The sequence below is a fragment of the Bartonella sp. CL436QHHD genome, assembly GCF_042195105.1.
Classification (GTDB): domain Bacteria; phylum Pseudomonadota; class Alphaproteobacteria; order Rhizobiales; family Rhizobiaceae; genus Bartonella.
This window is the reverse complement of sequence record NZ_JBHINR010000019.1, coordinates 1-15,118: the sequence shown is the minus strand read 5'-3', so window position 1 is coordinate 15,118 and position 15,118 is coordinate 1. Positions and strand designations below refer to the sequence as shown.

Below are 15,118 nucleotides of genomic sequence, written 5' to 3'. Positions count from 1 at the left end.
CTGAAAGGTTCATAAACTTTAACTTTTTTACCCTCTCTGGTGAAAATGATAGCCTTTACCCCCCCCCTGCCTTCATCGGCAAATCAATCGACCTCAACGAGAATGGAAACCATGAGAGAGCAATTTTATCTTATTTTCTCAGATGTTATCCTCATCAACTGTGAAAAGAAACCTAAACAGGAAAAATAAAAGGATCAATCATTTTCAAAAATGATAATGAATCACTTTCATTACCTGTCGTGCTAAAAACAGACAAAATGCTGTTGAAAGATCACGTCTTCCTATCCTTTTGTTTATGTAATCTCTAAAACGAAAAGGCAGCCAAATTTGGAGAGAACATAAAGCCGTAAAAGTGAAAACCAATCACCAGCTTTACCATCACCTTTTAGCTCAACCTTACGACTTTTTAAAACATCTAAAGCGCTGTTTTTTAAATAATGGAAATTGCACATTGTTTCATGCTTTTATTTTATTTGCGTTCTTTAAATAGGGTCATGCCCCTCACGTAAAACAGTAAGGTATTGGGTTGCATTATTCACGACATCAAAACATAAAGAGAAATTATCATTATATATCCTTATATGTCCCTTAAAACTGTTATGATATTTCTCCCATATTTCAGTTTGAAAAAGAAATTTTAATTATTTTATGGCAACAATAAAAATTTTAATGCAACAGTAAACAAGGAGCATAAAAAAGTCTTCAAGCACCATTGTTGACAGAGAGATAAACACCGTCGTAAAACGCTTTCCAAAAGTATCCTTGATTAGGATAGAGATCAGATTTTTAAGATTTAAAACGGTTTATTTCTCCTGTCATCGCTTCTCTTTTACAACAAAGTTGATATATCTTTATGACATTGATTAAAAAAATTGCAACAGTTGCTTCCGGAACCCTTATGAGCCGTATTTTTGGCTTCGTACGCGAAATGCTTATGGCAGCAGCCCTAGGGACAGGTCCTGTTTCTGATGCCTTTAACGCTGCTTTTCGTTTTCCCAACACATTTCGTCGTTTTTTTGCTGAAGGTGCCTTTAACGCTGCTTTCATTCCTCTTTTTGCAAAAAAAATCACTGAAGAAGGTCACGAAACAGCATGCAAATTTGCAGAAGAAGTCTTTGGCGTTCTCTTTTCGCTGCTCTTACTGTTAACGATTGCGATGGAACTGAGTATGCCTTTTTTGGTACGAACCATTATTGCCCCAGGTTTTACCGAAGATGCAACAAAATTTAACGCTACCATTCACTTTACTGCAATCATGTTTCCCTATTTAACCTGCATGTCGCTTGCTGCCATGATGGGGGGCATGCTTAATGCTCTGCGACGCTATTTTATTGCCGCCATTGCCCCACTCTTTTTAAACATTATTCTGATTGGTGTGCTTGCCTATGCTTGGATCTATAAACTTGACGCTTGGCATATCGGCTTAAATCTCTCTTGGGGTGTATTAGCAGCAGGGCTTCTTCAACTCACCTTAATTGCCCTTGCTTTGCGTCAAAGTGGAATGAAAATTTCCTTCCGCCAGCCCCATTTAAGTCCTAATGTTCGTAAGCTATTAACTTTAGCATTCCCAGCAGCCATTACGGGTGGCATCACACAAATTAATTTGCTCATTAATACCAACATTGCTTCTAGTCAATCGGGTGCTGTCTCTTCTTTGATGTACGCTGATCGTCTTTACCAATTGCCTTTAGGCGTAATCGCCATTGCCGTTGCAACCGTTCTTTTACCAGAATTAACACGCGCTTTGCGGAGCAAAAAGCATAAAGAAACCCACCATTTACAAAATCGCTCTATTGAATTAACATTGTTGTTAACACTTCCAGCATCCATTGCTTTTTTGCTGCTCTCCACTCCCATTGTCAGTTTGCTCTTTGAGCGAGGCCAATTTACCAGTCAATCAACACACCATGTTGCACAATTACTAGAACTTTATGGATTAGGACTTCCAGCTTTTGTTCTTATTAAGGTCTTTATTCCTAATTTTTTTGCCCATGAAGATACCAAAACACCGATGATTTTTACAGGTATTTGCGTTTTCATCAATATCAGTCTCGCCTTAACATTATTTCCTATTCTATCTGCACGAGGCATTGTTATTGCTGAAATTACCTCTGGATGGGCCAACACCCTGTTGCTGTGGAGTGTCCTTATCAAACGCGGTTATTGGAAATACGACTTCCAACTGATAAAGCGAATATTATGTCTCATGATGGCAACTCTTTTGAGTGCACTAGCCCTCTATTACGGATTGAATGTGTGTGTTTTTTTGTCTTTTCCTTTATCCTCACAAGCATCATTTTTCTTGCGCGCGATCACCTTAGCTGGGATCATGATTGGCATATTTTTGATCTATTTTAGTGCCTATTTTTTATTCAACACCCGTTCCTTTTTTCACACGCTTAAAAATTTGAAAAAACGCTCATAATATCTATACTTTGTCAAAAACAATAAAATGAATAACCTTAATTGAAGAAAGAGCACTCCTATGGATACCTTCACACCACTTGTCTTTTCCGGCGTACAACCGAGTGGTCATTTACATCTTGGCAATTATCTTGGAGCCATTCAGCGTTGGGTTGAACTGCAAAACTCTCATCACTGCCTCTATTGTGTTGTGGATATGCATGCGCTCACAGTCAACCCAGATCCCCTTACTTTACGCGAATCCACCAAAACAGTGACAGCAGCCTTTTTAGCCTCCGGTATTGATCCTCAAAAACACATTATTTTTAACCAATCACGTGTTTTTCAACATGCTGAACTCGCCTGGATTTTTAATTGTGTTGCCCGTATTGGCTGGCTTCAACGCATGACACAATTTAAAGATAAAGCAGGAAAAGATCGCGAAAAAGCATCCCTAGGGCTTTTTGCCTATCCCACTTTGATGGCCGCTGATATTTTAGTCTATCGTGCAACGCATGTTCCAGTAGGCGAAGATCAAAAACAGCATGTTGAACTCACACGCGATATTGCACAAAAATTTAACAACGACTATGCACAGCGTATTGCCGAATTAAATTTTGGTATCTCTATGCAAACAGATGAAGAAAAAAGACAAGGCTTTTTTCCCCTCCCAGAGGCGCTTATTGGAACAACAGCCACACGCGTTATGTCTTTGCGCGATGGGACGAAAAAAATGTCAAAATCAGATCCTTCAGATTTTTCACGCATTAATTTGACCGATGATGCTGATCTTATCGCAAAAAAAATACGCAAAGCCAAAACGGATTCGGCTCCTCTTCCCGATACCCTCACCGCTTTAAAAGAACGACCAGAAGTGGACAACCTGCTTGGTATTTATGCTGCCTTTGCCAAAGTTAGCAAAGAAAAGATTCTTTTAGAATTTTCTGGTCAACAATTTTCGCATTTTAAAACAGCTCTAGCCGACCTTGTTGTCCATAAGCTTGCCCCTATAACAGAAGAATTACGTCGACTTCATCAAGAAAGTGATTATATCGACTCTGTTTTGCATGATGGCGCTAAACGTGCTAGTATGCTCGCAGAAGAAAATATGAAAAAAATTCGTGAAATTATTGGATTTTTGCACGATACATAAAAATAATAAAACTAAAAACTGTAGAGAGCAAAAAAATCGTTTGTACAAAATAGAGAAAGTGCATGATTTCCAAACCCAAAAATCCGAAAAAAGAACCAAAGAAAAAAAACTTAGTCATTATCGATGAAACACCAGAGTGTCGGCGTGCCGTTGCGTTTGCCGCACAACATGCCCAAAACACCAGTAGAACATTGGTATTACTTTGTGTCGTTGATAGTGTAGAATTTCAACATTTTCTGGGTGTAAACAACGTTATGCGCACAGAATCAAAGCAAAGTGCTCATAAAATATTAGGAGACATTGCCAGTGAAGTCCGCACCACCCATGCGCTTGAAACAGAAATAGTGGTGCGTGAAGGAAAAAAAATTGATGAGATTTCCAAACTGATCGACGAAGATAAAAGGATTGCACTAATTGTTTTAGCAGCCAGTGGACATACAGAAGGACCAGGACCCCTTGTTCAATTAATCGGGAATAAAGGAACAGCTTTTTCAATCCCTGTCATTGTTATTCCTAGCAATCTTGCCGATGAAGATATTAGATCTATTGCCTAAAAAATATAATATTCTACAATGTAAGATCTTCCCAATCCTTCATTATAAAAGGAGAATCTATGTTTATTCAAACTGAAACCACCCCAAACCCTGCAACTCTTAAATTCTTGCCAGGACGCGTGGTTCTTTCTGAGGGCGTATTAGAATTTCGTGACCCTGAAGAAGCAGCTAAAAACTCACCTTTGGCGGCTAAACTGTTTAATATTCCCAATATCAATGGTGTTTTTTTAGGCTATGATTTTATCACCGTAAGCAAAAAAGAAGGGGAATGGCAACATCTCAAGCCCGTCATTTTAGGCACAATCATGGAACATTTTCTATCCAATGAGCCAGTGATCACCACCAACGCTACAACACAAGCACAAACCCATGCCCTTAACGAAGAATTTTATGACGAAAAAGATGCTGATATTGTCTTAACCATTAAAGATCTGCTTGAAACGCGTATCCGCCCAGCGGTTGCCAATGATGGTGGAGACATTACTTTTCGCGGATTTGAAAATGGTATTGTTTATCTCAATATGCGGGGCTCCTGCGCTGGATGTCCCTCTTCAACGGCAACTCTCAAACATGGTATTGAAAACCTTTTACGTCATTTTATCCCTGAAGTTTTAGGCGTTGAAGCCATGCCACAATAAATATTGACCTCAATAGATAAAATAACCACACCGATTGCCCCTCTTCAACAGCGCTCAAACATGGAATGTAAAGATCTTACGTCATTTTATTCCTGAAATTTTAGAAGTAAGCTATGCAGCCATAAAGATAGAGTACTGTTAAAAAAATCTGTCCAATAATGATACCTTCACTCACCTTTCACCTCCACATATGCCTTAAAAAGCTTTCTGCCCTTTTAAGAAGCATAAGTTGTTTCAATAAACCAATTTATACGTACACAGAAGTACAACGCATGAGCGTGCACTTTAAATTTATTTTGTTTTATAATCTTGTCATGCAATTTTAACGAGGAAAACACGACCTCGTTAAAAAAAAGAAAAACCAAAAAAGAAAACATTGTAAGATAGAGTGCTCATTTGCTCTATCTTTCTCAGTGCTTCCAACGACAAATCACGCAAAATACTCCTTGTAGCAAGCCGGCACCATCATCATATCTGCCAGCCCCTAATGATGCGACAGCTCTTTCATTAAGACGATTCATAAGAGTCATTTTAATCCTTTCTTTCCTCATTTTTACCCACACGCCAGCCCCGCTTGTGGTGTGCAAGCAAGTGATTTTAATTGATTCAACATGGAACAGATTTGAAATGAGAGAATCCCACGTTATTCGGGGTTCTAATTCAATATGAATAACGCTAATTTATTATTATAAATCAATATGTTGTTTCAGCCACTCGACAAAGATCACATTTTGCAACTTGCAATGAGAATTCTGACATTCTTCTTATTTCAATTCTGTTCCATGTTGAATCAATCAAAATCGTCCGCTTACACAGCACAAACTGGATAATAACAAAAACTATTTTTAATAGCTCTTATGTACACTTTTATAAGAGACTGTTGCAGTACTAAGAGCTGGAAAATGCATGGCAATAAGACCTTATCAAGATCATAGCGTCCTTTTTCCATTCTTAAAATCAAGAATTCCCCCCCTATCATTTTCAATCTCATTTCCATAAACATGACGCAAAAATATAACTACCTGTAAAAAATAAATACATTGAAGCCAGATCTATTATGGTTGTTTGAAAAATTATCTGATACAAAAAATGAGAATATTTTTTCAATTCAGCAGGAATAAGTTTGTCTACTTTACGGTATTGTTCTTCTCATAAAGCGCATACTTTTATTGTTGCTTGTGAGTCAACATCCAGTCCCCCATACCGCATATTAAAAGAAAAAGACAGAGTCGCTATTTCTCTGCGATACATGGCTTTGCAATAAAGGAAAACATATTGCTTCTATCTGATTGGTGTAATCTATGAAACAAGAAAAGAAGCCACTGGAGGAAAATATGCCCAATTAGAGAAGAATGTAAAAATAGAAAACCAACGAAATCCAAAAACAATTGCAAGAGGACAAATGCTTAAACTTTTTTCACAAACTCCGACTTTAAACTCATCTGACCAATCCCTGGAATTTTGCAATCAATATTATGATCTCCATCCACCAAGCGAATATTCTTTACCTTAGTACCACCTTTTAAAACAGATGAAGCGCCTTTTACTTTCAGATCTTTTATCACCATAACGGTATCTCCGTTTGTTAAAATCTGACCATTGGCATCATAAACAGTATTGACAAGAACCGTATCATCGTTTTTTTGCGGCCATTCATGTGCGCATTCAGGACACACAAAATTTTCACCATCTTCATAAGTATAAAGACAATCACAACGAGGACATTTGGGATATTGGGTCATAAATTCCCCTTATTAAAAGAAAAATCATTCATTATGACTGGTCATAAAGCAAGAAGTGCTTATTGTCCATTATTTTAGAAAAACATTTCCCTTTGTTTCAATCCTCATCTGCCAACTGTGTTCATGAATGCTATCATCACACACCATACATGAGTTTATAAAAATGATTGATCATTATATAACTTAAATGAGCCCCCGCATATCATAAAATTTACTCACTTCATTCTCTCTAATAAATTAATCAAAATCATTTTCTTACACATCAGCAATACAATTAACGAATGAATAAAAAACAATTAGAAAAGGAACATCTCTGAATAAAAACGCTTCCAAAGAGCTAAAAACTGAGAAACAAGAAAATGATAGCCTCAACTTGACCTTTTATTTAAGTAAAGCATTCATAATGTTAGAGAACAAACTAATTTATGATCATAGTTAATGGTTTTGTATATTGAATGAGAGCCGATAAATAAGCTGAGATTCTCTCAACCCCTTTTACATTGAAACAACCAAAGCCTTTTGTTTGCATGTTACAAGTAGGAAAATCCGTGTAAAACGATTATCCAAAATACTAAACACTCTCAAATATAAGAGCCAACATTGAAAGCGGGCAAAGTGAATGATGGTGCCGTCTTACTCTCTCATAAGCGTAAAAATGATGCTGCTCAATGGATGGCCGGTTATCCCTTTCAAAGCAACACGCATAAGATGCGTTTTTAGCGTCTTGAGAGAGAAGCTTCTTTAAAACAAACATATGAAATGTGCAACAATGATCGTATTTTGTTTTGTATGAGAAACATTCCCCTATTAAACAAAAATTTCTATCAAGCCATTGAGCAAACCCATTGGACATAAATGCTCCGATTATGCTCGATTATAATTTCCTACAGCATTTAGTTTTAAGAATCCGGCAGTTTTAGGAATCCGATTGATATGTAAGAGAGGAAAAAACAATTCTCGCCTAAAAATAGAGTTAAGCTCTGGCTTATGGCACATAAAATCACGCCCCTAAAATCACATCCATGTGATCAATCATCATACCTTTACAAAAAAACATTCCAATGATCTTAGGTGATAATATCAGGACGATCTCGCCCCAATGCTTGTTGTATGTTTAACAGTTTTAGTGCCACCTGTTGCAAAGGTTGGAGAACTTCTTGCGGATTAAAATTGTGTTTGCGCGGATCACTTTCATACTGTTCAAAATAAAGTCGTAAAGTAGCACCTAGCGTCCCTGTTCCCGACAAACGAACCACCAACCGTGCTCCATTCTCGAAAAAAATACGTATACCTTGCCGCGTGCTAACGCTCTGATCAACAGGATCATGATATGTAAAATCATCTGCTTTTTTGACGAAAAATCCAGCAATTTCAGTTCCTGCATGTGGTAAGTGCGCACGCAAATACTCTAGTAATGCCAAAGCTTTATCTGCTTCGACTTCTTCATAATCATGCCGTAACGTGTAAAAACGCCCATAGGTGGACCAATGCTGTTGAACAATCTGTGCGACAGTTTTTTCTGTTACCGCTAAAAGATTTAACCAAAATAGGACAGCCCATAAACCATCTTTTTCGCGGATGTGATGAGAGCCCGTTCCAAAGCTTTCTTCACCACAAAAGGTTACTTTCCCCGCATCCAAAAGGGTTCCAAAAAACTTCCATCCCGTTGGCGTTTCAAAAAAGTTTAATCCGTGTTTTTCCGCAACTAAATCAGCAGCACGCCCCGTTGGCATAGAACGCGCTATCCCCACAACACCTTTTCGATATCCTTTAATAAGGTGTGCATGTTCAGCCATAATAGCCAAAGAATCCGAAGGCGAGACAAATTGCCCACGACCAATAATGAGGTTACGATCTCCATCACCATCAGAGGCTGCGCCAAGATCTGGTCCTTGCTCTGACATCAATAAATCATAAAGAGCCTTGGCATAAACCAAATTGGGATCTGGATGACCGCCTCCAAAATCTGGCAAAGGAATACCATTAACCACTGTCCCTTCAGAAAATCCTAAGCATTTTTCAAAAATTTCATGAGCATAAGGCCCTGTTACCGCATGCATGGCATCAAACCGTAAAGTAAGACCTCGAGCAACGGCCTTAGCAATACAGTCAAAATCAAAAAGCTCTTGCATCAAAGCAACATAATCAGCGACAGGATCGATAATATCAATCCGCATGGCTCCCATAAAGACCGTACCTTGCCTATCTAAATCAATATCTGGTGCTTCAAGAATTTTATAAAAGGAAAGACGTTGCGATGTTGCAAAAATAGCATCACATAAAGAATTAGGAGCCGGTCCACCATTGGAGACATTGTATTTGATACCACAATCTCCCTCTGGACCACCAGGATTATGGCTTGCAGAAAGAATAAGTCCACCATGGGCATGAGTTTTACGAATAAGATGCGAAACAGCAGGTGTAGAAAGAATACCGCCCCTTCCCATTTTAACACAAAAAACACCATGCGCCGCCGCCATCTTCAACACAATCTGAAGAAGAGTACGATTAAAAGTGCGCCCATCTCCCCCAAGAATCAACATTTTTCCTTCAAGAGGCCCAATGTTATCAAAAAGAGACTGTATAAAGTTTTCTACATAATGGGGTTGTTGAAAAACAGACACTTTTTTGCGCAAACCAGACGTTCCCGGTTTTTGCCCCTCAAAAGCCGTGGTTAAAACTGTCTTTATGGTCATATCAATACCTTTATATGATTTCCTATAATTTTAAGGTGAAGAGTATCCAAAGTCGACCATTAATTCTACTTGACGGAAGTGTGAAATATTTGCACACTCGTTAGAAGTAAGAGTTTTTAAAGAAGCCCTTTTGTTTAAAACGCTTTTTGCCATATGTTTTTTAAATACGAAGGCTGTTTTAAAACAAAATTTTCGTAAAAGAATACAGGAGCATCATGATGATGAAAAAAACAGTTCCCAATGTAACATTCCACACACGCGTACGCGATGAATCAATGGCTGGAGACAATCCTTATCGGTGGCAAGAAGTTAACAGCGATGCTTACTTTAAAGGAAAGCGTGTTATTCTTTTTTCTCTTCCTGGAGCTTTTACCCCTACTTGCTCAACCTTTCAGCTGCCTGATTTTGAAAAACTCTATGATGAATTTAAACAAGCGGGTATTGATGAAATTTATTGCCTTTCCGTCAATGATGCTTTTGTCATGAATGCTTGGGGAAAAGCACAAAATATCAAAAACGTGAAATTAATTCCCGATGGCTCTGGTGAATTCACACGCAAAATGGGTATGCTGGTTGCAAAAGACAATGTTGGTTTCGGCATGCGATCATGGCGCTATGCAGCTGTTATTAATGATGGTGTGGTTGAACAATGGTTCGAAGAAGCAGGTTTTTCAGATAATTGTGCAACAGATCCTTATGAAGTTTCTTCACCACAACATGTTTTAGAAGCCTTGAAAAGCTAATTCCCCCAATCGTCTATTTAAACAAAATTTTACGACACAAATTTCCTGAGGAGGAAGATTTGTGTCGTTTACTTTTTACAACATCTATTCGTGAAAGCAGACACGATAAGTTGATTGTGCGCCTTCTGTGAAAAAATATTACAGCAATAATTTTTTCAATAAATATTTCATGCTTTAACGGCTTTGAAAAAACTTGAAAAATTGCTGATGAAAAATCTGGACCCGTTGTGGAGCTAAAAAATCAAAGAGTTAAAAGCTGTTGCACGCTATCAAAAAATGGGGATGCAATTGCCAAATGCGCAAATTCATGCAAAACTCTCTCAGAAACATCAAGGACTAACGTATTGATGAAATATGCAAGATCAATGCTAAATTTCTCATACTGAGAAAAACTTTGTATCGAACAATACTTTGATTTATAAAGATAATTTATAATTTTGCATATTGAATGAGAGGAGCCGAATATCATAAAATTATTTTATTTTATCCCTTCTTATATTGAATCCCTTAAAACTATTTTCTTGCTCATTAGCAAGTGGGATTGGCATATGAATAAACGATTAAAAAGAGTAAAAATACCTCTCGTAAACGCGCCAAAATACAAGAGCTATGAACATCATTACTGCAAAGTTTACAAAAGTATCAAGAAAGAAAATACAGATCAAACATTTGTTTGAAGAGGTGCACAGTTCAAATTAACTTATGTCTCATAAAAAGAAGAAAATATGGCATAAAAACCGCTCTGCATAAAGAACCATTCATGGAGAATATTAAATCAAAACAGATCCCGCAAACATTCCAATTCACATACCATAAACAGACTCATTGCTGTTCTCATGGCTATTTATTCTAAGCTTTTATTTTTCTCTAAGAGAAAAACGGTTAAAGGAGTTGTTTATTCGGGTATTCTACCGTAAAGTGTGCTTCTATCTCTTCCTCTTCATCGAACTTAAAATCTTCATCACATTCAGGAAGACCAAAAATATCTGGATTGATGAAATAACAATCTTTTTTTGTCCCCTTCGCTACAATTTTATTCTTTTCTAATTCTTTGATACCTTCTTTAAAACTTTCAAAATTAAGATATTCTGGTTCTTGAATTGAAAGATCACAAGTCAAAAATTCCTCAAGAATATCATGATCCAATGTTATCTGATCAAACCATAAATCCACATCATCCCCCTCATCTAACATTTTCCCTACCTGCCACAACATCACAAAAAATGCTTTCATACCACTAAATGATAGCCCAAAAATCATACGCCGACATGACGAGGCGCCTGAAAAGGTAATTTGCGGAAGATCTTCAAATCCGAAATTTGAAGGAGGAAGTCTAAATGACTTTCCAATATTCTCAGGTCTTTCAAGAATAAAGGGATTTCGTTCATAGAGCAGAGTAAAATCATATTGGACCATTTTCATTTCTCCATTAAAGAGTTGATTTTATGAAATAATACATATTATCAGTCAGTTACCATTATGGCAGCTGACAATTCATCCAAACATGCTCCTGTAAAAAATTGTTCGATTTAAGTCATTCCATTGTTTTTTGAAGCTTAAAAAGTCTTTTAGGATAAAACGCTCTAGTTCTCCCTCCTTTTGCAATAAGACTAGATTTTGTAATGTCCAAGAAGAGAACATCAAAGGATTTGATGCTCATAGATGAGAATTCAAAGATGAAGCCAATATGAACTTGTCAATATTTTTATAAACTTTTGCAGAAGCGTTACGTGAAACCCTTTAATTTTCTCAGAGTTTTTTCTTCGTTAAAATTTTTTTGCTCATTTTAACGCATTATCATCGCATCCTCAGAAGGGCACATTTTATAGCAAATAGCGCTTATTTACCTCTTTAAAAATCTCTCTTTTATTCCGCACGCACTCCAAAAACTCGATTTTGAACGCGTGCGTCAGCACGTGTAAACGAGCAAAGTACAAATTTAAAAAATTGAGTTTCAAATTTCCAAAATATTTCGAACAATCACTTGTATAAAGACTTTTACCATTATCATTTTTGAGCTGCTAAAATATCCTGTACCGTTTTGACCAATTGATCTTCATCAACCGTCACTTGTGCTGGTCGACTTTCACGCCATGTTTGATTATCCTTAATTTCATGAGATAACCGCGCCCCTTCAATCAAATCTTTGATCTGTATTTTTCCACTCTCACGTTCTTGTGAGCCTTGGATAACCACACAAGGCGCTTGGCGTCGATCTGCATATTTCATCTGCGCTTTTATCCCCGATGCCCCCAAATAGAGCTCAGCACGAATTCCGGCACCACGCAACTGCATCACCATTTTTTGATAACCAGCAACCGCCTCTGGCTCTTTATCCATCATCAGCACAACAACCGGCCCTGTTGACTCTTTCATAGGCAACTTTCCAAGATTTTGCAAAGCAGCGATCAAGCGTGAGACCCCGATTGAAAAACCTGTTGCTGGAATGTTTTCACCACGAAAGCGTGCCACCAATCCATCATAGCGCCCACCACCACCAACGGAGCCAAAAACAACTTTCTGCCCATCATCATTGAAAACATCAAAAAGCAACGTAGCCTCAAAAACAGGACCTGTATAATAATCCAGTCCACGCACCACCGATGGATCAATCTTGATACGATTCTGAATGCCATTTGCGACAAAAATTGCTTGCATTTCCTCAAGCTCACGAATTCCCTCACGCCCTTGAACATGATCACCAACCACTTCTTTAAGAACCTCAAGCGTTTCTTCTGCTGTTTCAGCTCCAGCAGCAGTTAAGGTAAGAATACACTCAATCTCTTTATCCTTAAGCTCCGCCCCTTTTGTAAAGTCACCACTTTCATCCAAACGCCCTTTTCCCAAAAGCAAACGCACCCCTTCAGAACCAAATTTATCCAGTTTATCAATTGCTCTTAAGACAGTTAAGCGCTTTTCAGCCTGCTCATTTCCCCCCAAACCAATTTTCTCTAAAACGCAATCGAGAATTTTTCTGTTGTTCAGACGAATGGCATATTCATGATGCTGAAACCCTAGTTTTTCCAAACTATCGGCTGCCATCATACAAATTTCGGCATCAGCTGCTACCGTTGGTGTTCCAACAATATCCGCATCAAACTGCATAAATTGCCGAAACCGCCCTGGACCTGGTTTTTCATTGCGAAAAACAAAGCCAAGACGATAACTGCGATAAGGCTTTGGCAAAACTTCAAAATTCTCGGCAAAATAACGAGCAAGAGGCGCGGTAAGATCATAGCGCAAAGACATCCATTGCTCATCATCATCTTGTAGCGAAAAAACGCCCGCATTTGGACGATCTGAATCCGGTAAAAACTTACCCAGCACATCTGTATATTCAAAAATTGGAGTTTCTAGTGCTTCAAAACCGTAAAGTTCATAAACTTCACGAATTTGCGCAATCATTGTTTCAGTTGCATACAACTGTGCACTTGTACGATCCACAAAACCACGGGGTAAACGGGCTTTGGTTTTTTCTTGTTTTGATGACATGTTTTTCTCTAACAACAATATATATATTCACCGATAACGTGTGTCTATCTTATAGAAACAAACGCTGCAATAACTTTATCAACTGGAAACTGGTAACAATATGCATAAGCTTTTGCTTTTGAAGGATGTAAACCCTTACCCTTAAGGCAATCTACTGAAAATATTTGTACTTTCAATAGGAACATAGCCTCCCGCTCAACATGAAATGCCCGCTTAACATTCAATGAAAAGACATCCGCGCTTTTTGAACGAAACCACAAAGCAACTGTTGATTCTGGATAAATCGGAAACATCCCCCTCAAAAGCCCTCCCTCTCAAAATTCTTCAGATTTATTACAGATGCAAAAATCCTCAAGACATCAGTGTGCTTTGCGCTTGTTCTGCAAAATGATTGATAACATTTTTTAAATCAACAATATTTCGTCCAGCATCTGTAATAGAGCGTGATACAGAGGGAATAACATTCTGCCAAAGTCTTTGTGGAAATTGATTTGCTAATTGTGTCATTGTTCCACCTTGGGCGCCAATACCCGGAACGAGAAACAGACTATTATTTAACTGCTCGATTGTGTCTTTTGATCCAGATCCTAATGTCGCTCCTATAACCGCACCTATGGGACCAATATTATGATGGAGAACCGGAGACTGAGAATTATAATCACAAATACACTGTGCTAGATGAAGAGAGAGTGTCTGATCTCCAATAAGCGCATTTCGTATTTGTTTCCCCTCTGGATTAGAAGACTGAACAACCACAAAAACTCCTGCTCCTGTTTCTTCTGCAACCTTTATCAGAGGAAGAAGAGCATCAAAACCCAAAAAAGGATTAACTGTGATGGCATCAGCTTTGAACGCACTGCTTGGACCCAGCCAAGCTTTACCATAGGCTTCAGCAGTAGAGCCAATATCTCCCCTCTTTACATCCGCCAGAACCAATATGCCTTGTTCGTGTGCATTTTCAATCAGTTCTTTGAGAGCTTGAAGACCTTCCACACCATATAATTCAAAAAATGCGACTTGCGGCTTTATCATCCCCACTTTACCCACAACCGCTGTTAAGAGGATATCACAAAAATCTTTTAGACCTTTATAATCAAAGCTTAGTTTCCACGATTGCAAAACTTTATGGCTCGGATCAAAGCCAATACAAAGAGGTCCATAGATTTCACGATTTTTAAAAAAAGTTGAACGAAACATTTTATATCCTAACAAGGTCTCTCTTTAAACTTTTTGATACAATCAAAAAGAAAACCATTTGTCAAAAGAATACAATAGCGAAAACACAAAGAAAGAGCTCTCTATACAAAATGTGCTTTTATTTATGAAACATAAATATATTCCCATTCGTAACGCTTATCATATGTTTATCGACCAAGACGTTGTCATGAGATAAAAATTCAAATTTATGAAAGAATATAAACAAAAAAGCATCCATATTATTATGACCTCATAAAGCCCTATAGGCGTACCTTGTCGTTTTCACACCCTTTTTTATGATCAACAAAAACTCTCTATGAACGCGTTTTAAACAAAAGTTTCAAAAGAAAATGCCCCACCATGATGATCTCGATCTTAACTTTAGATCTTTCCTATTCCTTTTTAGCGGCTCTTTATCCCTTTTGGAACATAATTTGCAAAAAGGCATTGTATCTCCAGCATATTCAAGGAGATAAAACATGGAAACTCGCATTCCTGAA

The 15,118-nt window shown here is 37.8% G+C and carries 12 protein-coding genes and 1 pseudogene; 5 read left to right on the top strand and 8 right to left on the bottom strand.

Translation table 11 applies throughout. The features are described from left to right. Positions 1 to 293 precede the first annotated feature (293 nt). Positions 294 to 452, bottom strand: a complete 159-nt coding sequence (locus ACFIKN_RS02095; protein WP_375631323.1) for a hypothetical protein — start codon at positions 450 to 452, stop codon at positions 294 to 296. Between the two features lie 401 nt (positions 453 to 853). Between ACFIKN_RS02095 and murJ the strand changes: the two genes are divergently transcribed. From murJ to ACFIKN_RS02075, 4 genes are all read left to right on the top strand, one after another. Then, positions 854 to 2,425 carry a murein biosynthesis integral membrane protein MurJ gene (murJ, locus tag ACFIKN_RS02090; RefSeq protein ID WP_375637751.1) on the top strand — a complete coding sequence of 524 codons (1,572 nt, stop codon included), beginning with the start codon at positions 854 to 856 and terminating at the stop codon, positions 2,423 to 2,425. Positions 2,426 to 2,485: 60 nt separating this feature from the next. Then, positions 2,486 to 3,556, top strand: coding sequence for a tryptophan--tRNA ligase (gene trpS / locus ACFIKN_RS02085; protein WP_375631322.1), 1,071 nt, complete (start codon positions 2,486 to 2,488; stop codon positions 3,554 to 3,556). Positions 3,557 to 3,618: 62 nt separating this feature from the next. Next, positions 3,619 to 4,110, top strand: a complete 492-nt coding sequence (locus ACFIKN_RS02080) for a universal stress protein (protein WP_273790942.1) — start codon at positions 3,619 to 3,621, stop codon at positions 4,108 to 4,110. A gap of 59 nt (positions 4,111 to 4,169) precedes the next feature. Continuing rightward, positions 4,170 to 4,748, top strand: coding sequence for a NifU family protein (locus ACFIKN_RS02075; protein ID WP_273790941.1), 579 nt, complete (start codon positions 4,170 to 4,172; stop codon positions 4,746 to 4,748). 449 nt (positions 4,749 to 5,197) lie between these two features. Here ACFIKN_RS02075 and ACFIKN_RS02070 read toward each other — a convergent pair. The 3 genes and pseudogenes from ACFIKN_RS02070 to ACFIKN_RS02060 form a co-directional block, all read right to left on the bottom strand. After that, positions 5,198 to 5,278: pseudogene (locus tag ACFIKN_RS02070) on the bottom strand (DUF4102 domain-containing protein); the annotation flags it as partial. 876 nt (positions 5,279 to 6,154) lie between these two features. Beyond that, positions 6,155 to 6,490: a zinc ribbon domain-containing protein YjdM gene (locus ACFIKN_RS02065; protein ID WP_375618296.1), complete on the bottom strand. Its 336-nt coding sequence runs from the start codon at positions 6,488 to 6,490 to the stop codon at positions 6,155 to 6,157. A 1,067-nt stretch (positions 6,491 to 7,557) separates the two neighbouring features. Further along, positions 7,558 to 9,186, bottom strand: coding sequence for an alpha-D-glucose phosphate-specific phosphoglucomutase (locus ACFIKN_RS02060; protein WP_375657840.1), 1,629 nt, complete (start codon positions 9,184 to 9,186; stop codon positions 7,558 to 7,560). Between the two features lie 218 nt (positions 9,187 to 9,404). On the opposite strand from ACFIKN_RS02060, the gene ACFIKN_RS02055 reads away from it, so the two are divergent. Beyond that, positions 9,405 to 9,929, top strand: a complete 525-nt coding sequence (locus ACFIKN_RS02055; RefSeq protein WP_375631347.1) for a peroxiredoxin — start codon at positions 9,405 to 9,407, stop codon at positions 9,927 to 9,929. An 882-nt stretch (positions 9,930 to 10,811) separates the two neighbouring features. Here the strand turns inward: ACFIKN_RS02055 and ACFIKN_RS02050 are convergent. From ACFIKN_RS02050 to pyrF, 4 genes are all read right to left on the bottom strand, one after another. Beyond that, positions 10,812 to 11,345, bottom strand: coding sequence for a replication protein (locus tag ACFIKN_RS02050; RefSeq protein ID WP_375657839.1), 534 nt, complete (start codon positions 11,343 to 11,345; stop codon positions 10,812 to 10,814). A 591-nt stretch (positions 11,346 to 11,936) separates the two neighbouring features. Further along, entirely contained in the window at positions 11,937 to 13,421 is a 1,485-nt protein-coding gene (hisS, locus tag ACFIKN_RS02045) for a histidine--tRNA ligase (RefSeq protein WP_375631319.1), read from the bottom strand. A gap of 44 nt (positions 13,422 to 13,465) precedes the next feature. Beyond that, a complete protein-coding gene (locus tag ACFIKN_RS02040) occupies positions 13,466 to 13,723 on the bottom strand; it encodes a hypothetical protein (RefSeq protein WP_375657838.1) in 258 nt (85 codons plus the stop codon). Positions 13,724 to 13,772: 49 nt separating this feature from the next. Beyond that, the gene (pyrF, locus tag ACFIKN_RS02035; RefSeq protein WP_375657837.1) at positions 13,773 to 14,618 is read right to left on the bottom strand and encodes an orotidine-5'-phosphate decarboxylase; all 846 of its coding nucleotides are present in this window, start codon (positions 14,616 to 14,618) and stop codon (positions 13,773 to 13,775) included. Positions 14,619 to 15,118: the final 500 nt, after the last annotated feature.